Annotated in this window: 26 protein-coding genes, 1 pseudogene and 1 riboswitch; of the genes and pseudogenes, 18 read left to right on the top strand and 9 right to left on the bottom strand. The window is 39.3% G+C overall.

What is annotated here, in order from left to right; all coding sequences use genetic code 11:
* Nucleotides 1-63 precede the first annotated feature (63 nt).
* On the bottom strand, nt 64-474 hold the full coding sequence (locus tag MLOOGBEN_RS18965; protein ID WP_179159842.1) for a MerR family transcriptional regulator: 411 nt from the start codon (nt 472-474) through the stop codon (nt 64-66).
* A gap of 342 nt (nt 475-816) precedes the next feature.
* On the opposite strand from MLOOGBEN_RS18965, the gene MLOOGBEN_RS18960 reads away from it, so the two are divergent.
* Complete coding sequence (locus tag MLOOGBEN_RS18960; protein WP_179159841.1) at nt 817-1857, top strand: NAD(P)-dependent alcohol dehydrogenase; 1041 nt, start codon at nt 817-819, stop codon at nt 1855-1857.
* 198 nt (nt 1858-2055) lie between these two features.
* Nucleotides 2056-2925: a 50S ribosomal protein L11 methyltransferase gene (locus MLOOGBEN_RS18955; RefSeq protein WP_179159840.1), complete on the top strand. Its 870-nt coding sequence runs from the start codon at nt 2056-2058 to the stop codon at nt 2923-2925.
* A 124-nt stretch (nt 2926-3049) separates the two neighbouring features.
* Here the strand turns inward: MLOOGBEN_RS18955 and gltC are convergent, their stop codons facing one another.
* Nucleotides 3050-3961: a glutamate biosynthesis transcriptional regulator GltC gene (gltC, locus tag MLOOGBEN_RS18950; protein WP_179159839.1), complete on the bottom strand. Its 912-nt coding sequence runs from the start codon at nt 3959-3961 to the stop codon at nt 3050-3052.
* 347 nt (nt 3962-4308) lie between these two features.
* On the opposite strand from gltC, the gene MLOOGBEN_RS18945 reads away from it, so the two are divergent.
* The 6 genes from MLOOGBEN_RS18945 (at nt 4309) to MLOOGBEN_RS29380 (ending at nt 9325) form a co-directional block, all read left to right on the top strand.
* Nucleotides 4309-5448, top strand: a complete 1140-nt coding sequence (locus MLOOGBEN_RS18945) for a YibE/F family protein (RefSeq protein WP_483296398.1) — start codon at nt 4309-4311, stop codon at nt 5446-5448.
* On the top strand, nt 5445-6230 hold the full coding sequence (locus MLOOGBEN_RS18940) for a YibE/F family protein (protein ID WP_179159838.1): 786 nt from the start codon (nt 5445-5447) through the stop codon (nt 6228-6230). Before MLOOGBEN_RS18945 ends, MLOOGBEN_RS18940 begins: the two co-directional genes overlap by 4 nt.
* Nucleotides 6231-6405: 175 nt before the next feature.
* The gene (locus MLOOGBEN_RS18935) at nt 6406-6672 is read left to right on the top strand and encodes a hypothetical protein (RefSeq protein WP_179159837.1); all 267 of its coding nucleotides are present in this window, start codon (nt 6406-6408) and stop codon (nt 6670-6672) included.
* A gap of 138 nt (nt 6673-6810) precedes the next feature.
* Nucleotides 6811-7770: a DnaD domain protein gene (locus MLOOGBEN_RS18930; RefSeq protein ID WP_179159836.1), complete on the top strand. Its 960-nt coding sequence runs from the start codon at nt 6811-6813 to the stop codon at nt 7768-7770.
* Nucleotides 7770-9014, top strand: coding sequence for a replicative DNA helicase (locus MLOOGBEN_RS18925; RefSeq protein WP_179159835.1), 1245 nt, complete (start codon nt 7770-7772; stop codon nt 9012-9014). Before MLOOGBEN_RS18930 ends, MLOOGBEN_RS18925 begins: the two co-directional genes overlap by 1 nt.
* Nucleotides 9015-9073: 59 nt before the next feature.
* Nucleotides 9074-9325 carry a hypothetical protein gene (locus tag MLOOGBEN_RS29380; RefSeq protein ID WP_256989175.1) on the top strand — a complete coding sequence of 84 codons (252 nt, stop codon included), beginning with the start codon at nt 9074-9076 and terminating at the stop codon, nt 9323-9325.
* A 413-nt stretch (nt 9326-9738) separates the two neighbouring features.
* On the opposite strand, the gene MLOOGBEN_RS18915 is transcribed toward MLOOGBEN_RS29380, so the two are convergent.
* The 7 genes and pseudogenes from MLOOGBEN_RS18915 to MLOOGBEN_RS18885 form a co-directional block, all read right to left on the bottom strand.
* Nucleotides 9739-9981, bottom strand: a complete 243-nt coding sequence (locus tag MLOOGBEN_RS18915) for an Imm59 family immunity protein (RefSeq protein ID WP_179159834.1) — start codon at nt 9979-9981, stop codon at nt 9739-9741.
* Nucleotides 9982-9993: 12 nt separating this feature from the next.
* On the bottom strand, nt 9994-10269 hold the full coding sequence (locus MLOOGBEN_RS28960; RefSeq protein WP_218781255.1) for a TNT domain-containing protein: 276 nt from the start codon (nt 10267-10269) through the stop codon (nt 9994-9996).
* Nucleotides 10224-10409, bottom strand: coding sequence for a hypothetical protein (locus MLOOGBEN_RS18905; protein ID WP_179159832.1), 186 nt, complete (start codon nt 10407-10409; stop codon nt 10224-10226). Before MLOOGBEN_RS18905 ends, MLOOGBEN_RS28960 begins: the two co-directional genes overlap by 46 nt.
* Before the next feature lie 24 nt (nt 10410-10433).
* Nucleotides 10434-10877, bottom strand: coding sequence for a hypothetical protein (locus tag MLOOGBEN_RS18900; RefSeq protein ID WP_179159831.1), 444 nt, complete (start codon nt 10875-10877; stop codon nt 10434-10436).
* 509 nt (nt 10878-11386) lie between these two features.
* Nucleotides 11387-11701, bottom strand: a complete 315-nt coding sequence (locus tag MLOOGBEN_RS18895; protein WP_179159830.1) for a DMT family transporter — start codon at nt 11699-11701, stop codon at nt 11387-11389.
* Entirely contained in the window at nt 11701-12042 is a 342-nt protein-coding gene (locus MLOOGBEN_RS18890) for a DMT family transporter (protein WP_179159829.1), read from the bottom strand. Before MLOOGBEN_RS18890 ends, MLOOGBEN_RS18895 begins: the two co-directional genes overlap by 1 nt.
* Before the next feature lie 65 nt (nt 12043-12107).
* A riboswitch (guanidine-I (ykkC/yxkD leader) is annotated at nt 12108-12206 on the bottom strand.
* Between the two features lie 107 nt (nt 12207-12313).
* Nucleotides 12314-12538 (bottom strand): annotated as a pseudogene (locus MLOOGBEN_RS18885) (5-methyltetrahydropteroyltriglutamate--homocysteine S-methyltransferase); the annotation flags it as partial.
* Between the two features lie 386 nt (nt 12539-12924).
* Between MLOOGBEN_RS18885 and MLOOGBEN_RS18880 the strand changes: the two are divergent.
* The 10 genes from MLOOGBEN_RS18880 to MLOOGBEN_RS18835 all read left to right on the top strand — a co-directional run bounded on the left by MLOOGBEN_RS18880 (nt 12925) and on the right by MLOOGBEN_RS18835 (nt 22798).
* The gene (locus MLOOGBEN_RS18880) at nt 12925-13512 is read left to right on the top strand and encodes a TetR/AcrR family transcriptional regulator (RefSeq protein WP_179159828.1); all 588 of its coding nucleotides are present in this window, start codon (nt 12925-12927) and stop codon (nt 13510-13512) included.
* A 16-nt stretch (nt 13513-13528) separates the two neighbouring features.
* On the top strand, nt 13529-15127 hold the full coding sequence (locus MLOOGBEN_RS18875; protein ID WP_368737807.1) for a class I adenylate-forming enzyme family protein: 1599 nt from the start codon (nt 13529-13531) through the stop codon (nt 15125-15127).
* Nucleotides 15108-16313, top strand: a complete 1206-nt coding sequence (locus MLOOGBEN_RS18870; RefSeq protein WP_179159827.1) for an acyl-CoA dehydrogenase family protein — start codon at nt 15108-15110, stop codon at nt 16311-16313. The genes MLOOGBEN_RS18875 and MLOOGBEN_RS18870 overlap by 20 nt, the downstream gene beginning before the upstream one ends.
* 15 nt (nt 16314-16328) lie before the next feature.
* On the top strand, nt 16329-17330 hold the full coding sequence (locus MLOOGBEN_RS18865; RefSeq protein WP_179159826.1) for an NADPH:quinone oxidoreductase family protein: 1002 nt from the start codon (nt 16329-16331) through the stop codon (nt 17328-17330).
* Nucleotides 17323-18099, top strand: a complete 777-nt coding sequence (locus MLOOGBEN_RS18860) for an enoyl-CoA hydratase/isomerase family protein (RefSeq protein WP_179159825.1) — start codon at nt 17323-17325, stop codon at nt 18097-18099. Before MLOOGBEN_RS18865 ends, MLOOGBEN_RS18860 begins: the two co-directional genes overlap by 8 nt.
* A 20-nt stretch (nt 18100-18119) precedes the next feature.
* Nucleotides 18120-19241, top strand: a complete 1122-nt coding sequence (gene dctP, locus MLOOGBEN_RS18855; RefSeq protein ID WP_368737806.1) for a TRAP transporter substrate-binding protein DctP — start codon at nt 18120-18122, stop codon at nt 19239-19241.
* A gap of 165 nt (nt 19242-19406) precedes the next feature.
* Nucleotides 19407-20732, top strand: coding sequence for a TRAP transporter large permease (locus MLOOGBEN_RS18850; protein WP_179159824.1), 1326 nt, complete (start codon nt 19407-19409; stop codon nt 20730-20732).
* A gap of 17 nt (nt 20733-20749) precedes the next feature.
* Complete coding sequence (locus MLOOGBEN_RS18845; protein WP_179159823.1) at nt 20750-21283, top strand: TRAP transporter small permease; 534 nt, start codon at nt 20750-20752, stop codon at nt 21281-21283.
* A gap of 4 nt (nt 21284-21287) precedes the next feature.
* Complete coding sequence (locus tag MLOOGBEN_RS18840) at nt 21288-22070, top strand: 2-phosphosulfolactate phosphatase (RefSeq protein ID WP_218781254.1); 783 nt, start codon at nt 21288-21290, stop codon at nt 22068-22070.
* The gene (locus tag MLOOGBEN_RS18835) at nt 22028-22798 is read left to right on the top strand and encodes an enoyl-CoA hydratase-related protein (protein ID WP_179159821.1); all 771 of its coding nucleotides are present in this window, start codon (nt 22028-22030) and stop codon (nt 22796-22798) included. The genes MLOOGBEN_RS18840 and MLOOGBEN_RS18835 overlap by 43 nt, the downstream gene beginning before the upstream one ends.
* Nucleotides 22799-22800 lie beyond the last annotated feature (2 nt).

Here is a 22800-nt window from a genome sequence, read left to right as displayed (position 1 = left end):
TTCTACAATTAGAAAACCACCCGTATTTCATATACACATTTATGAAATACAGGTGGTTTTCTGTTAATTCTTAATCTCTATTTTATTGTTTTTATGAATATCTTCCGTGCCGGCATCCAAAGCAGTCTTGTAATATAAGCATTTATGCTCGATGACTTCCATTGTTTTTTTTAGTTCTTCCATCTGTGCTTCTACAGTAGCTTTTCGTTCCAAAAACATGGCATATCTTTGATGCAGCGTGGAATCTCCATCAGAACACCAAACAATGAAATTTTTAATTTCCTTAATAGGCATTCCAGTAGATTTCAGGCATTCTATTATTCTTAAAGCTTCGATATCGGATTCTTTAAACAAGCGTGTTCCGCTGGCTGTCCGTTCTACAAAAGGCATAAGACCCTCTTTGTCGTAGTAACGCAAGGTATATACGGTAAGATTTAATTCATTTGCTACTTCGCTGATTGAATATGTCTTCATCCTTTATCTCCTTTTCTTAATGATCGATAGGCTCCCGGATTCCTTCTATGAATTGAGTGGATTTTATCACGGTATTTACAGAAATGTCAAAGTCACTTATTAGAATAGTAGAAATCTGCCCTGTTTAATTAAGATTAACTTTTAAAAAAATTGTTTGCTATAGGCTAGTTTACAAGGCTTGTTTTCGCCAGTGAGATTTTTTAGAGGGATATTAATTAATCTCTTGACCTAGAGTTAACTCTAAGGTTTAACATTGTTTTTACAAGAGAAAGAAGCTGGTTAGAAATTTACCCAGTACATACTTTTTATCTTGAAAAATGATAAATTATTGGAGGTTTTATTATGATAACCGCTAAAGCACGAGCTGTCGACGGTCCAGACAAATCGTTTCGAGCTGCTGAAATTCAGAGACGCGATCTTGATTTACATGATGTTCTAATTGAAATTAAATATGCAGGAATATGTCATTCTGATATCCATACTGCACATGGAGAATGGGGTCCAGTAAATTATCCTCTCGTACCTGGCCACGAGATTGCGGGAATTGTCACTGATGTAGGAGAAGAGGTCACAAAGTACAAGGTTGGTGATCGAGTAGGGGTCGGGTGTATGGTAGATTCCTGTGGCGAATGTGAGAACTGCGATAAAGGAGAAGAACAATACTGTCTAAAAGGCAATGTTCCTACATACGCAGGTGTTGACAAATACGGCGAGCCTACCCAAGGCGGCTATTCAACTCACATTGTCGTAACGGAAGACTTTGTAGTGAGAATTCCTGATAGCATTGAGCTTGACGCAGCAGCACCATTACTTTGCGCAGGTATTACGACCTATTCTCCATTAAACCATTGGGGAGCTGGACCAGGTAAAAAAATCGCGGTTGTTGGCCTGGGCGGTCTTGGTCATATGGCTGTCAAGATTGCACACGCCATGGGTGCTGAAGTTACGGTTCTGTCACAAACATTGAATAAAAAGGAAGATGGCTTGCAATTCGGCGCAGACCACTACTATGCCACAAGCAACCCTGAAACATTCGTGAAACTTGCCGGTACTTTTGATTTAATCATTAACACGGTAAGTGCAAAAATCGATATTAGTGCTTACCTCTCCTTATTAGCGCTAGATGGAACGCTAGTAAATGTTGGTGCGCCTGCAGAGCCATTGTCATTAAATGTGTTCTCTCTCATTGGTCATCGCCGTTCATTTGCAGGTTCAATGATTGGTGGCATCCGTGAGACGCAGGAAATGTTGAATTTCTGTGCGGAACATAACATCGTTCCTAACATTGAAGTGGTTTCGGCCGATCAAATTGACGAAGCATATAAACGTGTTCTAGCTTCAGATGTGAAGTATCGGTTTGTAATCGATATTTGCACGATGTGAGTTGCGTCATTCAAGTGTTTTAATACAGGGCTGCAAATATGCAGCTCATTTTTTTTTAGAAGAAGCTGTTAATTGTAATGGTCAACTTTTTTTATGTAAGCCGTTTTCATTTCCGTTCCACTGGCGATAATGGTAAAAAGTTTGATCATGTTGGCTATACCAAATGATCGATAATGCCAACTGCTAGGAGAAACTACAATGTATGAAATAACCGTAATACTCCCAACTAAAAAGATCGAGAGAATCATTACGCATTTATACCAAAAAGGCTATTATCAAACCTTCTATGAAATTCCATTAGATGTGGTCACAGATGCCAACGGCTATGCCTTTGTTGAGAAGAGAAATGAATCAACAGAACTTAATATCTATATAAATGATTATATTAAAGCAAAGGAACGGCTTCAGTTAGTAGAATTATTAGCGATTGATGAGTCCAGTCTGGTGGTTAAGGAAATAAATGAGCAGAATTACCAGAAATCCTTTGATGACATTTTCCTTGAGAATGGCTGGGTCATTATGACACCGGATAGAAGGAATCATTACGAAAAAGAAAAGATGATTGTACTAGACTCACAAGGGAATTTTGGAACAGGCTATCATGAAACCACAAAAGATTGTTTGTACTTCATATTACAACATGATTTTACAGGGTTGAGTGTTGCCGATATCGGGGCCGGTTCAGGAGTATTAAGTGTGGCCGCTGCGAAGAAGGGAGCAAGTACGATCGATACCTATGACATCCAACCGGTCGAACGAGAAATTCTGTATCAGTGTGAATTAAATCGCGTGAAGCCGGTAAATGTGTTTCAAAGTGATTTAATCAAGAATAAAAATCAAATCAACAAAAAATATGATTGGATTTTCCTTAATATTGGAACGCAGGAAAACATGGATATCCTTAACGCCCAAAGCCTATTAGATTGCAAGGACGCTACATTTATATTGTCAGGTATGCTTGAATGGAATTCCCATCGTGTAGAAACATTATTTGGTGATGCAGGTTTCTTGTTGAAGGAAAAGAAACAAAATAACGAATGGGTGACATGCCTTTTTAAGGTAAAATAAATAGAGCCATATTAGAATGTTAAACAATAAAAACAGTGTCAGAAATCCTTGTAGGAAAAACTACATGGAATTGTGACACATTTTTTATGCACTGTTTTGGTGTTTTTTACTTACGATTGTTTTGCTAGTTTTTAAATTCATTCAATCTTTCATAAGTATCTATAAGAAAATCATAAAACAGCTTTTCAGTTGGAAGCAGGTCACGTTCGGCAGGGTAGATGACACCTACTGTTCGAGTGAGTCTTGAATCTGAAAGGGGAATTACGACAGTAGATCTTGGTGTGTTATCTACCAATGTCATCTCAGGCATTAAGGCTACACCCAAACCTGCAGATACTAACCCTTTTAATGCGTCAATATCTTTCCCTTCGAATTCGATGTTTGGTGAAAAACCGACACTGTTACAAGCTTGAACAACTTGTTCACGAAATACAAACCCTTCAGGAAGAACGCAAAAGGGATCATTTATTAAATCGCGTAATCGAATCGATGGCCGGTCCGATAATCGATGATGAAGAGGGATGAGGGCAACGATATTCTCTGTGAATAAAATATCCCCTTTAATCTTTTTTTCTTTTTCCAGATTTGGCATGGGGGCAATCATCGCCAAATTAAATTGTCCATGTATAACACCATCTATTAAATCATAATAAAGGGCATTGCTCATTTGAAATTTTGCTTCGGGGAAACGAGTACGAAAAGAATAAATGATGTGAGGCAATGTGTGGGCTGCCATGCTAATCGGAAAAGCAATTCGAACGGTCCCTTTTTCAGGATTTAAATATTCTCTAATTTCTCTCTTTGAATCCTCCATCAAATACCAGACATGTTTAATCCGTTCATAAAATATTTTGCCAAGAGGGGTTAACTTTACATTCCTTCCCTCACGTATAAAAAGCTCTACACCTAATTCCTCTTCTAAATTGGAAATTTGTCTGCTAATGGCAGATTGGGCAATATGCAACGCATCTGCTGCCTCTGTTACATGCTCTCTTTTTGCTACTTCCAGAAAGTATTGAATTTGTCTCGTTTCCATTTTCACCACTCCACGTTCATGCGTTTCATGAAAAAAATCATCATGAATTATTGGAACTATTTATTATTAAATTATATATTGTAAACAGCTTTTTAGAAAAGGAATTCTACAGACTTAAAAGGTTTACGATCCTTTTCCTAAAGAATTTGCGAAAAATGGAGAAAGTAATGAATAGTATGTGTTTCCTTGACGGTTCAAAATCATTCCTGTTATTCTTAGTCCATTGTAAACCATATACCTTTGTTATATGAACCTCCTTTGCATTATTTTAAGGTTATCTTAGGTCGTTGTTTTACTTGTAATACCCTTATGTTAAAGAGTTTATCCCAAAAGCTGGAGGTTTTTTTTTGAAGGTTATAGTCAATCTATTTAAGAAAATGACTTACAAACAAATATTTTGGTATTCGATCATCTTACTTCTTTTTGTCTCCTCCGTGTTCTTTGTCTATTACAATCATTCATTTTACGAAAGACCAATAGCTGAGGTCATTGAAATAGAGTTGGGCGATTCTACGGAAATGATCGATATGCATGAAAATAAAGATTGTCTTTTCACTCAACGGATCATAGCCGAAATAAGAAATGGTGATTACAAAGGACAGCTTATCCATTTAACAAATGAGTATTCCGTATCAGGAGCGTATGATCAAGAATATCATATTGGAAATGAATTATTTGTTTCGATTGATACGAAAAAAAAGGAAAATACAGATTTAAGTGGAACCATAATGGACGTAAAGCGGGATAAATACATATTGTTGGTAGCGTGGATGTTTATTTTCACTCTCCTTTTCGTGGGAAAAAAGCAAGGGTTGTTTTCTATTATCAGCTTGGCTGTCAATGCCGTTTTGTTATCCTATGCATTGGATGTTTATTTAAAAACATCAGGCATCAGTTTGTTATGGATATGCAGTATAAGTGTTCTATTATTTACGGTCATTTCTTTATTGCTCGTTAACGGCTTTAATGAAAAAACATATGCCGCAATTGTTGCAACATTATTGGGAACTTTTGTCTCGCTGTTCATAACCTATCTTGTGATGTGGTTAACAGCTGAAAAAGGACTTCGATATGAGGAAATGCAATTTTTAACTCGTCCTTATAAAGAAGTGTTTATGGCTGGGTTATTTATCGGATCGTTAGGAGCCGTAATGGATGTGGCCATTACCATGTCTTCTTCTATTTTTGGGCTGTATGAAAAGGATCGCAACATCCCAATAAAAGCACTTAAAACTTCAGGAATGGAGATTGGAAAAGATATAATGGGAACCATGACGAATATTTTGTTTTTTGCCTATATCAGTGGTTCTATTCCAATGCTTATTTTGTATTTTAAGAATAATTCCCCATTGATATTCACTCTTTCCATGAATCTATCTTTGGAAATGGCACGTGCCTTGGCAGGCGGTATAGGAATCGTCATTACAATCCCAATAGGGCTGTATACTACCATTTTTTTCGTTAATCGAAAGAGGGCAAGAGTATGAATGTATTAGTGTTGCTGGCAGCCATTTTATTAATCCTGATGATTCTTATTGGCGGTAATAAAGGGAAACGGTCATTCATTGCGATATTCCTAAACTTTGGAGTAATCTTTTTTACTATCTTTATTATGACCATACCCAAAGCTGATCCTATTATCTTAACATTGATTGCATCAACCGTTATTAGCTGCATTAATCTCTTTTATATTAATGAAGTGAATAACAAAACAATTACAGCTTTCATTTCTACTATTATTACAGTTGTTATACTGCTCTTTTTTATTCTGATTGTGACAGAAAGTGCTATGATTCAAGGATTTGGCGCAGAAGAAATTGAGGAACTTTCCTACTTTTCCCTTTATATTGGGGTGGATTTTGTTAAAATAGCTGCTTCTGTCATTATTATGAGTACCATTGGTGCAATTACAGATACAGCTATAGCCATTTCATCTCCTATGAGGGAAATGTTTCACCATCATTCATCCATAAGCAGAAAAGAATTATTTGCTTTTGGAATTAGTATTGGAAAAGACATTTTAGGAACAAGTACAAATACGTTATTTTTTGCTTTCTTTGGAGGTTATTTGGCCCTGCTCATTTGGTTTAAAGATTTACATTATACTCTGGGGGAAATTGTCAATTCAAAAATATTTAGTGCTGAACTAATCACCATTTTTTGTGCGGGAATAGGTGTCGCTCTCATTATTCCGATTACTGCTTGGATCAATTCTTATTTTTTAATTAAACCAAGAGGAAAGAACAAGATCATTAATAAAGATACATAACAATGCTCTTTGTTGATAATGAAGTAGGTCTTGGAGGAAATCCCCTGTTATTAAAACACTCACAATTCTTGATTAATCAATGGTTGTGAGTGTTTTTTTTTTGTAAAAAAGTATGAAAAAATTTGGTTTAAATATGTATATGGATGCATTCAAAAACAGGACGTTCGTAGGCATTATGACTCTTTTTGAAACAAGAAGAGATGTGGTTTCTGCAAGGAAGTTCGCGACGAAGATGAAAATGATACATAAATTGATTCTAATTCTAGGAGTTAGACGATACGTTCATGCACTGTTTTACGATACGTGGACAAAAAGAAAAAGAAGAAGAAAAGGAAAAATAAAAAGAAAAACAACAACAAGTTCTTTATCCAAGTATAGAGGTAAATCCGGGCCAGTAGAAGGAATTGATTCGATTCTTTTCACATACGGTTTCAAAAGCTAAAAAGAGGAGTCATAGGAACCTTGTATTGATTTGTCACAAACTATTCACATCTAGATGAAAATCACCCTGTCCGTTTTCTTCAATTTTTCATATATAACCTATGAAAGATTTTAATAGAAGAAGGGTTAGTGATGGAAGATGGCAAAGTTTAGATTAATACATACGGATTTTTGGAAGAACCCGATTGTGCTGGAAGAGATGAGCCCAGAGGACAAGTTATTTTACCTTTACCTACTTACGAATGCAAATACAACTCAAATTGGAATCTATAAGATTACCAAAAAACAAATGGCGTTTGATTTGGGCTTCTCCATGGAGAGTGTTCAAACCGTGATGGACCGATTCATTCACCATCACAAGGTGATTCGTTACAATCCTGTGACGAGAGAACTCGCGATTAGAAACTGGGGGAAAGACAACCTGTATAGAGCAGGAAAACCAGTCATGGATTGTATTACTAGCGAATTAAAGGAAGTCGAGGATACCTCACTGATTCAATATGTGTCAGAGCCTATTCAGAAACAGGAAATTCGTAGTTTATATATTTCTTTTTGTGAGCAAGTAAGAATAGTTAACGACCAGGAAGTTATCAATCAACATGAAGACGATACATATTTGGAAACTGTTTCTGAAGAGCTTGAAGATGTTATGCCTACTATGCAACCAGAAAACCAACAACAAAAAGCTCTTGATCAAGATATAGCGTATAATTCAACCATGGAAAATCCCTTGAAAAAGAATCAACAAGACGTGAAAGAAATTATCGGGTTTTGGGATGATAATGGATTTGGTTTTACCCACGTTAATGCGAAACAGCAGTTGTTATCTTGGTTGGATGATTCTAGTTTTTTACAGCCGAAAGAAATGATTTTAAAAGCGATGAACATTGCCTGTGCCAATAACAAGCGAAGGCTGAGCTATGTGATTGGGATTCTGAAAAACTGGGAAAATGAATCGTTACTGACGATTGAAGAAGTTGATTCCTACCATGAGAACCAAAAGCCGGTATTTAAGCATAGGCAAACAACACAAACGTTTCCTGCAGGAAGAGCGATACCAGTGGGATTTGTACTTGACCTTACGGCAGGTGAAGAATAATGAGTATAGCAGAAAAAGCATTTATAGGAAGCTTGATGAAGGCGGAATACTTGCTTAAGGATACCGTAATCCACCCTGAACAGCTGGAAAGTACACGGCATAAAGAAATCATGCGAAGAATGCTGGAGTTAACCCAGGAAGGAAAGAATATTGATTTAATCACATTCACCACTTTACCCAACCTCGAAACATTAGGTGGAATGTCTTATCTATCGGAGTTGTTATCGTTTGCAGATCTGGAGAAATTTGATGGGGTGGAGAAGATCATTCTTGACCTGTGGAAGGAGCGGGAAAAGAGAAATATCTTAAATGTGGCAGCCATAAATGATTGGGAGATTGCTAAGGTCATTGGTGAATTGGATAAAATTAACCAAGCAAAGATGGATGATCACACGTCCTTACAGCAGGCGTTATCAGATATCTATGAGGCACCATGGGAGGATCAACTAACACTGAGAAGTGCAACAACGGGCATTAAAAAGCTCGACGAAGTGACGGGAGGCTTTCAGGACGGGGAAGTGACGATCTTAGCAGCAAGACCATCGATGGGAAAAACCGATGTCATGCTTCATTTTGCAAAAATGGCGGGCTGGGTGGGTTATTTGCCGCTTGTATTCTCCCTAGAAATGCCTGAAAAGCTGATCACTTCTCGTTTAATTGCTTCCACAGGGGGATTTAACCGTGGAAAAATGCGGGACCCAAAAAGAATGCTGAATGAAAATCAAAAGAATCAATGGTCGGATGTGATTGGAGATCTCACTGAAACGCATATGCAAATTTTTGATGGCTCTGGACAAAGTATAGCGGAAATGAGAGCGAAAACGAGAAAAATGATGAATCAATTTCCGCACAAGAAACCAATTCTTTTTATCGATTATCTAACACTGATCCATTCTGGTCAATTTTATGGAGGGAACGCCCATTTACAAGTAACGGAAATATCCAAATCTCTTAAAGCGATGGCAAAGGATTTTAATTGCCCCGTTATTTGTTTGGCGCAGCTTAATCGATCGGTGGAATCAAGAGTGGATAAACGGCCGATGATGTCTGATATTCGGGAATCGGGCAGTGTGGAACAGGATGCCGATGTCATATTGTTCTTGTATCGTGAATCGTATTATGAAAAGGAAACTCAGAATTATTCCCTAGAAATCATTGTTTCGAAAAACCGTAATGGCCCGGTAGCTGCCATCGCTGTGAATTACAACGAGCATACAGGAAGGATTGAGGACCAAAAGGAATAGAGTCATCCCCTTTGTAAACTTTCATTAGCCAAAAAAATTGATTACCGAGGTGTACCCGCATGCTTGTAAAAGATGCTTACTTTGATAGTTTATGTTTTGAAGAATCTGCATTAGCCCATTACATCCATCATTTACTCGGAGAGGAGAAAATTTCATTGGATGATGATATGTCCAAGATAGACCTAGAACAGGCAGATCATCAGAAAGTAAGGGAAATGATTCAAAACAATGTATTAGGTATTCGTAAAATTCGCATCTACTCACTAAAGATGAATCAGAAGGATTTTGTTTTTATCTTTGCAACCAGCTAGCAAGAGGCCATCCAGTTCTATACCAAAACATTTCATCAAACCCCATTGAACTGTCACGAATATTCACTAGATTTTCAGCTTGCTAGAGGAAATGAGGTGATTTCGTTTCGGGACATGAGGAAGGAATTTAATAGCTTTCCTGCTATTGCGGGGTGTTTTGAGAAGTATTGATGATAAAGAAAGGGGACAACCAATTTCTAGGATGATTCCCTAGGAGGACGAAGAAATCTATTGCCTGGTCAAGTTTATTTATATGGTCCGACCGGAACCAGAGAACTGGGCCGCTTTTGTCTGATTAACAGATTTTAAAAAGGAAGAACAGGTTTGGAAAAAGTAATGGACTAACCAATCGAGGTTAGTCCTCAATTTCTAGCTATATTAAATTTCTCTCAATAATTTTATTACTTTCATCCCTAGAGATTTTGAAACTTATTCAATGCTCTTAATCGTTTAATAAAATTTTCTAATGCTTCACCTTCAGTTTGGAATTCTTTCTCTGAGATAGGATTTGCCCACTCTTCTGTAGTATATACTTTCCATTTATTTGCTTTTTCGCGGATGCCAACTTCATTCGGTTTAATTTTATGGTCATCGAACCAATTTAAATTCTGCAATTTCTCATTTTGGATGATTTCTAAAGCCTTCTCTCTTGTCAACGTAATCACACCTTATTTCATTTTTCCTATTAAGACTAAACCTTCCAATAAATCTACTGGTAATGGCATTTCATACTGAATCCCGCCGCCGGTTGAACCAAACCCTGGAGCAATATCACCTTTTTGAATTTTTAAATCATCGTAAGATAGGTCATAAGCATCCATGAGTGTAGTTACTTTTTCCCTAAGGACGGCGTCTGGCGTCTGATTAACATACGATTCAATGTTATTGAAATCTCCCGTTATTCTATACTGATGATATTTTGAAGGATCCTCGACATAAGGCAATGACCGCTGATCATATTATACGGTTTCCCATCTATAACAAGTGAAGTATATCTGCCATTTGCAGGTCCATATCGGTCAACAACTTCTCCTTGTTCAGGATTATGAATTTCTTTCATCGCATTTCCGTTTTCATCTAGCACGTAGCCGCCCTTTGGAACCTCATCTCAGTTGATGGAGCTGTCAACATTTAATACCCCAGGGTCTTTCGGTACCTGAATATGTTCCGGCCACAGTCCGGTTTCTGTATAATTTTCTGCAAGTTCTTTATCTATCTTTTGCAAATAATTATTCAGATCGGTCGGGGAACAGTTTGTTTTTTTAATAATTGCATCGATACCATCAACAATTCTAACCTCACCAGCTTCTTCAACTACCTTTACGCCCTTCGTTAATTTTACCGCTTTATCGACGCCTTTTGTACCGACAACGGCAAGAGCAACTTCTCCAAAAGCGCGCCCAAACCAATTGGACCGGCTGTCGGCATCTCCATTGACGACATCATTATTCCATGAACTTTTAATCGATTCCCTTATAGATTTGGCGGTTTCAACAGGGTGCTGGACGACATATACAAGACCTTTAAAGGTTTCAATTGGATGGGTAATCACATTCCATAGACCTTCAACTGTCGCGACTACTGCATCTACAAAAGCAATGGTTGGATTTAGAAATATTGTCGTTCATGATTATCAAACCTATTAATCTAGACATTTTAAAACAAATCATCGAAAAACATTTGGGTGATTTTACTAATTATGCAATGCAGATATTAAAATAATTATACTCTTCTGTAAATGCTTCATCTTCATAAGTTACGGGATTGTCTGCAAATGGTTAGGATTACTAGAAGGATAATAGGTCTCAATCCTTAAAAGATGTCATTAGGAAAAAGAAGAGTGAAGAGTAAATTAAAAAGGGTAGGGTTTGCCCAAAAAGGATTAGCTCACCCCGAAAACCATTCTTATAACGTAGACTCTCTTTCCAAATAGGAAGACTTTATTTTAGTTCTAGAAATCTTCAGACCCGCTATGATCCTATTAATATTAAAACAAGCCTAAGCCAGCGGGACTTACTTACGTGTTCTTTGGTCTGCCTAGTTTAGTGGAATTTTAGATTCCTAGCCAACAAGTTTTAGCCCAATGGTAGCACCTAAAATTAATGCAATACATGCGATCCTTCTCCAATCTTTTGATTCGCCGTAAATCATGATTCCTAAAAGTGCACCACCTGCTGAGCCAATTCCAGTCCATATTGCATAAGCGGTCCCCATAGGCAGAGTTTTCATGGCGTAGGCAAGAAATAGAAAACTAGCCCCGAATCCGAGAATTAATAGTAATAAAGATTGCCAATTACGACTGATATTCAATTTATTTATGGTAACAACACCAAACGCTTCACATAATCCTGCTAAAATTAATGAAATCCATGCCATTAGGACTCAGCTCCTTCTTGAGTATCGTCACTTGTTAATAATTTCAATCCAAGAACACCTATTAGTAAAAGTAAAATCAACATCATTTTTTCCACTTTGATTGGTTCACCGAAGAATATGATTTCAGATAAGACCGTCCCTGCTGTCCCCAATCCGACAAAAACGGCATATACCGTACCTACTGGAAGTTTCCGACCAGCCATTATTATTAAATAGAAACTCACAATAATTGAGATGACAGTTCCTGTCCAGGTCCAAAAGCCATTTGCATGTTTTAGACCTATCACCCAAAACACTTCAAAAAATGCCCCAATAAACACCTTAATCCAATTCGCATTCATTACCTATTACCTCCATAATAAATTTTTAAAAGCAAAAAAAACCTGAGAGATAACTGTTAAACAGTATCTCCCAGGCTTTTCTCCTTCCGTGACACAGCTATAGCTGTGAGTTTTCTCTCGGACCAGACCAACACAGTGGTTGCGGAACCCTAGAAAACATTTTCGTATACAATTACGATAGATTATATACATATTTAAAATTTATTCAATAGTAAAATATGTAAAAATAAGACCCTAGGCATGGAAGGAGGTTTTATTTATTTCAATATATTTAGATCGAACCCCATACAATATCAGCTATGTTCACAACGTGTTTGATTTTATTCCATTGGTCTTCTTCTGTTAAAATATTTCCTTCTTCGGTACTAGCAAAACCACATTGCTGACTTAGTGCTAAGTTTTCTAAAGGAATAGATTGGCTTGCTTCTTTGATCCTGGCTTTTATCGCATCAGGATTTTCTAGTTCCGTCAATTTAGAAGTAATTAATCCTTCAACGTAAACATGGATTGAAAGGCTGGATGTTAAGGCAAATATGCCTTCAAATATTTTTTGCCACCAGCAAGATGGGTTACATGTTTTATCAATATATTAAAATATTGACGTGTCTCAAAGACAAATGAAGGTAAAATCCTTGAATACAGCAGGTTTCTACAAACTGAAGTAGTTACACCTACTTCCGTTTTTCTATATAAAAAATTAAACGGGGTTCAAAAATAAAACATCATTCAAAAAAATGCTTGCAATTTGAAAAAGATGTTGTTAAATTATATTTAATACTAAATATTCAGATAACTAAATGGGGTTTAAAAACAGACCCTTGTTTAAAAAAAGATAATGTAAGCGGTTCCGTAAATTTCTAATTCTATCAAAGCGGTGATCCTATGAAACTTTCAGAAAAGAAAATCCTCCGAAAGAAAGAACAGATTCTTCTTTCAGCAATTGAAATAGTGAATAGAAGAGGCTACAGTGGTGCAACCATGGAGGAAATTGCAGCCGAACTATTAATGACAAAAGGGTCCCTCTATTATTATTTCAAAAATAAGAGTGATTTAATGTACCAATGTCATAACTTTGTCCTGTCCCAGGGAACAGAGGATTTGCGTGATATTCTGAATCGAGGGGAAGGAAGTGCAACAGAAATTCTCGTAAAAATGATCGCTACCCACATGGAGTACGCAATTGAAGAGAAAGAAGTATTCAATCTCATAATGGAGCCTAAGCGTTTTTTTAATGAGGAGCAGCTTGAACTCGTGTTAAAGCTGAGAAAGGAATACGAAAATTTATTCGACCAAATTATCAAAAGAGGAATCACAAGTGGTGAATTCCGCGTAGAGGAACCTTTCATCGAGAGAATGATTATACTTGGTGCCATGAACTGGGTGCAGCAATGGTATAATCCAGATGGTCGTTTAGTGAAAGAAGAAGTGATTGAAAAATACACAAAATCTATTTTAAAAATTTTAAAATAAGAGGGAGGCTCAAAGTGTGATTCATGAAATGGATTTATTCGGAAGAAAGTCTATTAAAGTATTTGCAAACCGACCAAAGAATATCAGTGATATCCTTAACATGCAACTGGGTGCCAACAAACAAAAGGAGGCTATCGTGACCGAGGAAAGATCACTCACTTATGAAGAGTTAGATAGATACTCTAGCACGATAGCTGCCAACCTACAACATAAATGCAAAATTCAAAAAGGGGACCGGGTTGCTACCATTATTGGCAATCGCTACCACTTACCACTCATAGTCTTTGCTTGTATGAAGCTTGGCGCCATTATGGTTCCAGTCAATGTCAAATTATCACCAGATGAAATGGAATATATTTTAAGTCATTCTGAAGTTAAAGTTGTTGTCAGTGATAGCAAATATGAAAACCAACTCAACCAAGTAGAAGAAATCAATAAAACAGCCCTCCCAAAGGAGAAAAATATCTTTCTTATAGATGGTAAGGATTCATTTGCTCAACTGATGGATATAAGAAATTCAACTCCTGACCTTACCAAAATAGATGAGGTTGACCCTGCCTTTATTTTATATACATCCGGGACGACTGGCAGGCCTAAAGGGGCCGTATTATCGCATATTGGAGTAATTCACAGCTTAATGAATTACCAATCGGTATTTAACACTATTTCCACAATGAAAACCTTGATTGCAGTCCCAATGTTTCATGTGACTGGTTTAGTCGGCCAGCTCCTGCACATGGTCTATGTCGGCGGTACATCCTATAGCATGGAACGTTACCAAAATAAGAAATACATCGAACTCATCTTACAACACCAAATCAACTTCCTGTTCAACGTACCCACTATTTTCATCATGATGTCCACTGAAGAAGAATTCAAAAACCACACCTTTGATTTTGTCACGAAAGTTGCCTATGGCGGATCACCTATTTACAAGCAAACCTACCAACTACTCCAAAGTGCTTTTCCAAATGCTGAACTACATAATGCTTATGGTTCAACCGAAACTTCATCTCCCGCTACGCTAATGCCAAGAACTCATCCACCAGAAAAAGTCGCTTCCGTCGGCTTGGCGGTTCCAGTGGCGGATATCAGGATCATGAATGCGGAGGGAGAAGCGTGCAAAGTTGGTGAAGTTGGCGAACTTTACATTAAGGGGCCAATGGTCATCCAGGAGTATTGGCGAAATGATGAAGCTAATCTTAAGAGTTTCTCCAATGGCTATTGGCAATCCGGTGACATTGGAACAATGGATGAGGAGGGGTACTATTATATTCTCGATCGTAAAAAGGACATGATCAATCGCGGAGGAGAGAAAATTTTTTCCATTGAAGTTGAGGATGTCCTGAAGAAGCTTGAATGGATTCGGGAAGCGGCAGTTGTCGGTGAACCAGATCCGATTTACGGGGAACGCGTGAAAGCATTTGTCGTTAGCGACCAGCTTCAAGAAGCAGACATTCCTGCCATTCAAGCCCATTGTCGAACCTATCTTGCAAATTATAAGGTTCCAGAGTTGTTCGAATTCCTAGATGAACTGCCACGAAACGCTTCTGGAAAAATTCTAAAAAACAATCTGAAAGAAAGAAGGGAAAACGATGCTAAAAGAGTTGTCTAATCAAGCGAAGCACCTACAAACACAACTTGTTGAGTTTATGGAGGAGCATATTTATCCAAACGAAATGGTATTTGAAGAAGAATTGAACCGCCAAGAAAATAGGTGGGAAATCCCGTCCTTGATTGAAGAATTAAAGGAGAAAGCAAAAGCACAAGGGCTATGGAACTTATTCATTCCAGATGAAGAATATGGAAAAGGGCTATCAAACTATGAATATGCCCATCTATGCGAAATAATGGGACGTTCCCTTCTGGCACCGGAAATCTTTAACTGCAATGCCCCTGATACAGGGAATATGGAGGTCCTCATCAAGTACGGGACCGATGAGCAGAAGAAGCAGTGGCTTGAACCGCTATTAGAAGGGAGAATTCGTTCAGTTTTCTCAATGACTGAACCGGATGTAGCATCTTCAGACGCGACAAATATTCAAAGCAGTATTGTTCGTGACGGCGATGAGTACGTGATTAACGCAAGAAAGTGGTGGTCAACAGGGGCATTAGATCCACGCTGTAAGGTAGCGATTGTAATGGGGAAAACCGACCCGAATGCCGAGCGTCATAAACAACAGTCCATGATTCTCGTTCCATTTGATACACCTGGAGTGGAAGTGAAAAGGCCTTTGCCGGTGTTTGGTTACGACCACGCACCATACGGACACGCTGAAGTCCACTACAACAATGTGCGCGTACCAGTCTCCAATATTTTATTAGGTGAAGGAAGAGGTTTTGAAATTGCTCAAGGACGCTTAGGACCAGGAAGAATTCATCATTGCATGCGTGCGATTGGAGCCGCGGAACGTGCTCTTGATTTAATGATCAAGCGTGCCAATAGCCGCGAAGCGTTTCGTTCGAAACTAATTGATAAAGAGACGATAAGGGAACAAATTGCAGAAAGCCGGATTGACATCGAGCAGGCAAGACTTCTTACCTTGCATGCTGCTAACAAGATCGATCAGGAAGGGGCAAAGGCTGCGAGAAAAGAAATTGCGATGATTAAAGTTGCCGTGCCACGCGTATCCATTCGAGTCATTGATCGCGCCATCGAGGTATTTGGCGGAGCGGGTGTATCAGATGATTTCCCACTTGCTGCTCACTACGCGAATGCAAGGACGCTTAGAATAGTTGATGGACCAGATAAAGTCCATTTAAGAGATATTGCTAGATTGGAAATTAAAGAACAACTATAGGAGGTGTAGCACTAAATGAGGTCGTGGTTTGTGACAACGATTGGAGACCCGGAAGAGGCTCTTAAAATAAGGGAAATCAAGAGGACGGTTCCATCAAAAGGGGAAGTAGTCATTCAAGTTAAAGCTTTCGGACTCAATTTCTTTGATATTTTGCAATGCCAAGGGAAATATCAGGAGAAACCAGCGCTTCCGTTTATTCCCGGTGCAGAGGTGGCGGGAGTAATCGACGAAGTCGGAGAGGGTGTGTCACTATCCGTCGGTCAGCGTGTACTCGCACTTCCACTGCTGCCAAATGGAGGATTTACCGATGAAGTGGTTGTAAAGGAAGAGGATGTGTTCCCGATTGCTGATGAACTATCGTACGAGGAAGCGGCTGCGATGTTTATCACCTATCATACTGCGTATTATGCGTTACATGCTAAAGCCTGTCTCCAACCCCATGAGACACTTCTTGTTCACGCTGGGTCAGGTGGAGTTGGTTCGGCCGCGATTCAAATTGGAAAAGCACTTGGTGCCAAGGTCATTGCAACCGCTGGATCTGCTGAAAAGCTCGAAATATGCAAGCAGCTGGGTGCCGATGTTGTCATCAATTACCGAGAAGAAGACTTTAGTCAAAGAGTAAAGAAAGAAACCGATGGGCTTGGAGCAGATGTAACCTTTGATCCTGTCGGAGGAAATGTGTTCCATTTGTCACGGAAATGCATCGCCTTTGATGGAAGGCTGTTGATCATCGGGTTTGCGGGTGGAACCATCCCTGAGGCACCAATGAACCATGCCTTAATCAAGAATTACTCACTAGTTGGCGTACACTTTGGTTATTTCCGTAAGCTTTTTCCGGAAAAAGTAAAAGCTGCCCATGACGAGCTGATGGAATTATACAAAGCAAAAAAAATTAAGCCGCTAATTTATCAGAGATATTCCTTCGAGGAAGTCCCTGATGCCCTAAACCAATTGGGAAGCCGGGAAACATGGGGGAAATTAGTCGTTATGACGCACAAGGAGGGTATCCATGACTGAATTCATTGAAATAAAAGTGGAAAAAGGAATTGGCAATATTGTTCTCAACCGGCCTAGTAAGCTAAATGCCCTATCAAGGGAGTTAGTGGAGGAATTACGTGAAGCACTTCTTGGACTTGAGAACAATCAAGCTGTGAAAGTAATCGTTCTATCAGGCAACGGCAAATCATTCTGTGCGGGTGGAGACATTGATTCCATGAAGAACTTGAAAAATCAAGTAGAGGCTGCTGAATGGGTCGAATTTGTTTCAGGACTCACCCGACAGATTCTAGAGCTCAATAAATATGTGATTGCCGCGGTCCATGGTTTTGCTGCTGGAGCAGGATTTAGTCTCGCCCTTGCCTGCGATTTCATTGTAGCTGAAAAGGGAGCAAAATTCGCTTTAAGTTTTTCGAATATTGGCTTAATTCCCGACTTGGGATTAATTAAGCTTTTATCTGAAAGGGTTTCGCCACCTTTGGCAAAGGAATGGATTTCTGCAGGCAAAATTATTACTGCAGAGGAAGCGTTATCGTATCAGATGATTAATCGCCTGTCAGAAGGGGATGTTGTCAAGGAGGCGGAGACCTTTGCCGATTTCATTGTGAATGGTCCCTCAGTGGCGAACAAATACGTCAAGTATCTCGTCAATACAGCTCCATCTCTGCATCATGAAACAGCACTTATGCAAGAGAATACGATTCAAGCCATGCTACTACAAACAGACGATCACAAAGAAGGGGTATCCGCCTTTTTTGAGAAAAGAAAAGCTAGTTTTGTAGGATCATAAATAACAAGGGGGAAACACGTGTGAGAAAAGGAAAAAAAGGGGTATTACTGACACTTATTATAAGCATTTTCATGATTTTGGCAGCCTGCTCATCAGAAACATCTAAAAGTGGCGGAGAAGGTGAGAAGGGTGAAGTAATCAAACTTCGGGCAGCGACAGGGCTAAGCACCCAACATGCCTGGTGGTCGGCTAATATGGTTCCGTGGATGGAACGTGTGGAAGAGTTGACGAATGGTCAAGTAGAGTTTGAATCATTCGCTGGAGGCGAACTTGTTTCGACACCTGATGAAGGAGATGCCGTTTTAAGCGGTACAATTGATGTCGGACTGGTACTTCCCATCTATCAGCCGGATCAATATGCAATGGCTGAGATCACCATGCTCCCACTTGCAAAGTCTGATGCCCATATCGGTTCAAATGCATGGAATGATCTGTTAAATAGTGATGTAGAGCTTGCTGATGGAAAATCATTTTCTGAGTTGCAGTTTGGCGATTTTAAAGTATTCCCAATTGCCACAACTCAGGAGTATTCAATCTCTACAACTGGAAAAGAATTCAAGACAGCCAAAGATGTGAAAGGGACTTCTCTCCGCACTCCTTCACGCATCCATGAAAAATACTCCGAAATCATTGGCATTAACAGTGTTACCATGCCTGCGGTAGAAATGTATGATTCACTCAGCAGAGGCTCATTTGATGGCAGTTACTATAGTATAGCTGACTGGTCAGGGTATGGTTTCCAGGATCTATTTAAATACACTCTTACAGGAGTAAACTTCGGACATTTCAATGCGTTTATTGGCTTGAGTAATGAGAAGTGGGATAGTCTGCCAAAGAATGTGCAAGAGGCTATGACACAAGCAAACGAAGAATTGTTCTCAAAAGGAGCAGATGAGTGGATTAAGCGTTCAGAAGATATGATTAAGCAAAATGAAGCGGATGGCGGTAAGTTTGTTGAATTTTCTACCCTCGATAAAGGAGTTCAAGATTTAATTAACAAGGGGATTGAAGATACATGGAAGGATTACGCCAACCTTCTTGAAAAACAAGGTCAACCAGGGAATAAGTTAGTCACATTATGGCGTGACATTATTATCGAACATGGCGGAGACGTCCCAGAGGGCGTTAAGAACATGAAATAAAAACGAAAAAAGGGTGCTAGTCACTGGTAGAACTATTGGTGACTAGCCCTTTCATGGATGTATTCACGAGAAAATCATTTTTTGATTGGTAAAACTCCTAATTGCCCTTATGAACTGAACCTAGGAAATGAGGGACACATAATTACAGGAAGGTAGGGGAGTAAAATGGATGCAGTAATCGTCATAACCATCACACTTACATTATTAGTCCTTTTTCTGCTGTCTGGTTTGTACATTCATTCCGTGTTATTTGCCTGTGGAATCATCGGGATTATTTTATTAGAAGGGTTCGATATTTTACCAGGACTCTTAGGAAACGAGCCGTTTAACCGAGTGGCAAGTTATACGTTAACAACGATTCCGTTGTACGTGTTGATGGCGCAATTCATTTTGAAAGCTGACATTGTAAAAGACATTTTTTATTTGGTACATAAGGTTTCCAGAGGGAAAAATGGTGCGTTGGGTGTGTTAACCATGATTATTGGTGGACTGCTTGGCGCCGTATCCGGGTCTGGTACAGCCACTGCCGCATCCCTTGGTCAGGTCGCAGTCCCAGAGTTGCGAAGACACGGATACAGCGGACCGCTTGCAGGGGCAATAGCTGCGGCAGCGGGCTCCCTTTCAGGGGTTATCCCACCGAGTATCATCTTAATCCTTTATGGAGTAGCTACAGAAACTCCTATAGGCTCCTTATTTATTGGTTCAGTTATCCCAGGAATACTATGTATGCTAGTGTTTATCGCCGTGATGTTGGTCTATTACAAAATTGAAAAAAAGCAGCCGGTTGTTCAAAACGAAGTAGCTGCAACAGTCGAAGAAGCACATTATGTCTCCGTACCTCGGCTAATAACCGTAATATTTATTTCTTTTTTAGTGATGGCAATTATTTTCGTGGGGATTTACAGCGGTATTTTCACCCCGACAGAAGCAGGAGCAGTAGGATCATTTGCCGGGTTTTTAGCTGCACTTGTGTTAGGAAAGGTGAATTTTGATTTTATCAAATACTCTGTTATCGAAACGCTTCGGTTAACAGGTATGGTTCTGATCATCATGATTGGGGCGCAAATCTTTGGCCGATTCATCTCACTTTCTCTGATACCAAGAAAATTAATTTCGATGCTTGAGCCAATTATGGATACGCCAGCATTAGTGCTTATCGTGATCTCTGTGGTGCTTTTCATCATGTTTATGTTCATTGAAGGGGCTGCGGTCATTTTAATGTCGATTCCAGTACTCCTTCCAATTATCAATGCCATGCAGATAGATATATTATGGTTCGGTGTCTTTGTCGGTGTCATTTGTACCATCGGTCTACTGACTCCTCCGGTCGGGTTAAGTGTATACGCGGTAGCAGGTGTCAGTAATATTCGATTAGAACCAATTTTCCGTATTGGTATGGTGTTTGCCTTAGCCGCACTCGTTGTGGTCGGCGGACTGATGATTCTTTTCCCTGAACTTGCCACATACCTACCAAATTCGATGGATTCTTAACAGAAAGGATGATGAGGATGAACGGGATTTTAAATGCTTACAAATATTTTAATTGGATTAAGCTCATTGGTGTATGGATTAGCGGTATCAGCTTGTTTGGGATGATGTTGTTTATTACCGCTGATGTATTTTTGCGAAACACTGGCGGCAACACAATCAACGGTGGGTTTGAAATTGTGCAAAACTACTTTATGCCTATCCTTGTGTTTCCAGCTCTTGCGTATATGTATTCATCTAACGTCCTTCCAAGAATGGACCTTTTGATGGATCGTTTTCAGAATAGAACCAAGAAATTTTTTATATTTGGAATGATTATCGTAGAACTTTTTATTTTTGTACTAATGACGCAATTTACATGGGAGTATGCCATGGAAGGGCTGGAACGAAAAATGTCCTTTCCGGCAGCAGGAACATTATACCCAATTTACCCCTTGTTCTTTTTTGTTCCCGCAGCCTTTGCTTTAATCATTGTCGAGAACTTGTTCATTCTTTTAAAAAACCTGTTGGAGAAAGAACCTTCTTTCCTATTTAATATAGAAAGAAATAGTTAATAGCATGAGAAAAATCCATGTGATAACGCAAAAAGAATTAGTAGATTCGGAAATGATTCGTAATTGTACGGCGGTGGTCATCGATGTTTTACTGGCCACCTCAACGATTACCTATTTACTCAAAAAAGGATATGAACCGGTCTATGCCGTGAAAGACGCATTATCAGCACTTGATATTGTAAAGAAGCAGAAAAGCCCCTATCTGTTAATGGGCGAATGGCAGGGAGAATCGATAGCGAATTTTCATTATCCAGACCCCACGTTAATAGAAACAACCAGGATAAAACGACCAGCAATTATTTGCTCGACGAATGGAACGATTGCGATCGAAAAAGCTAAGCAGGCGAAGGTGCTATATGTGTCCTCGCTTATTAATGGCCACCGTGTCTCCGAACAAATTAGGCAGCGGGCCGATGGGTCGTCGATTATTCTCATCTGTTCCGGAAATGCTGGACGTTTCTCCATGGAAGATTTTATCGGGGCTGGACAAATCATTGATCACCTCACGAGGAATAATGTCTTTGAGCTTTCCGATGCATCAAGGTTGGCAAGAGACGCTTTCATTCATGCCAAGTCAAAACAGTTTGTAAACTTGCTAGGAAGCGAGACAGCAGGGTTGTTAAAAAGGACTGGTTATGAGCATAGTACTCAATGGGTCATTGACCAAGTTGAGAAAGTAGATGTCGTGCCTGTATATAGGAATGGGAAATTATACGCTAATCATATAGGAAGGGAGAGGTCAGAATGTTGGTTACATACGAACAAAAAGGATTTGTCTACCTGCTGACCATTGCAAATCCGCCATTGAATGTGCTGACTGACGCACTATTAAGTGATTTGGACGTAATTTTTGATGAAATTCTCTCCAAATCGGACTGCCGCGCACTCGTCGTTACAGGAGCAGGTGAAAAGGCATTTGTTGCGGGTGCGGATATTAATCAATTTCTTCATCTTGATGCCAAAGAGGGTGCGAGATTAGTAGATAAAGGAAAAATGATTTTTAATAAGCTAGCTTCTGCACCGTTTCCGGTAATTTGTGCCATAAATGGTCTTGCATTAGGGGGAGGACTTGAACTGGCACTTGCTTGTGATATTAGAATTGCTGAGCAAAAAGCAAAACTCGGTTTACCAGAAACCGGATTGGCGATTTTGCCAGGCTACGGCGGGACACAGCGCTTGACGCAATTAATTGGTCCGGGCCGGGCAAAGAAAATGATTTTTACAGGCGCAGCCCTTTCTGCCGATGAAGCGTATGAATGGGGAGTGGTTGAAGCGGTCGTACCAAACGGTGAATCTGTCAAAGAAGCACTGGCACTCGCTGAACAAATCACAAGAAAAGGTCCGTTAGCCATCGCAAAAGCCAAACAAGCGATTACACGAGGTTTAGATACTACGTTTGCGGAAGGTCAAGCCTTTGAAACACAATGCTTTGCTGTTCTTTGTCAAACCGAAGACATGCTAGAAGGGGCAAAGGCTTTTAAAGAAAAACGCATTCCAATCTATTACGGCAAGTAAAC

The organism is Bacillus sp. EB106-08-02-XG196, assembly GCF_013396335.1.
Lineage (GTDB): Bacteria > Bacillota > Bacilli > Bacillales > Cytobacillaceae > Neobacillus.
The sequence above is the reverse complement of the archived record's forward strand: the minus strand, read 5'-3'. Positions and strand labels throughout refer to the sequence as shown.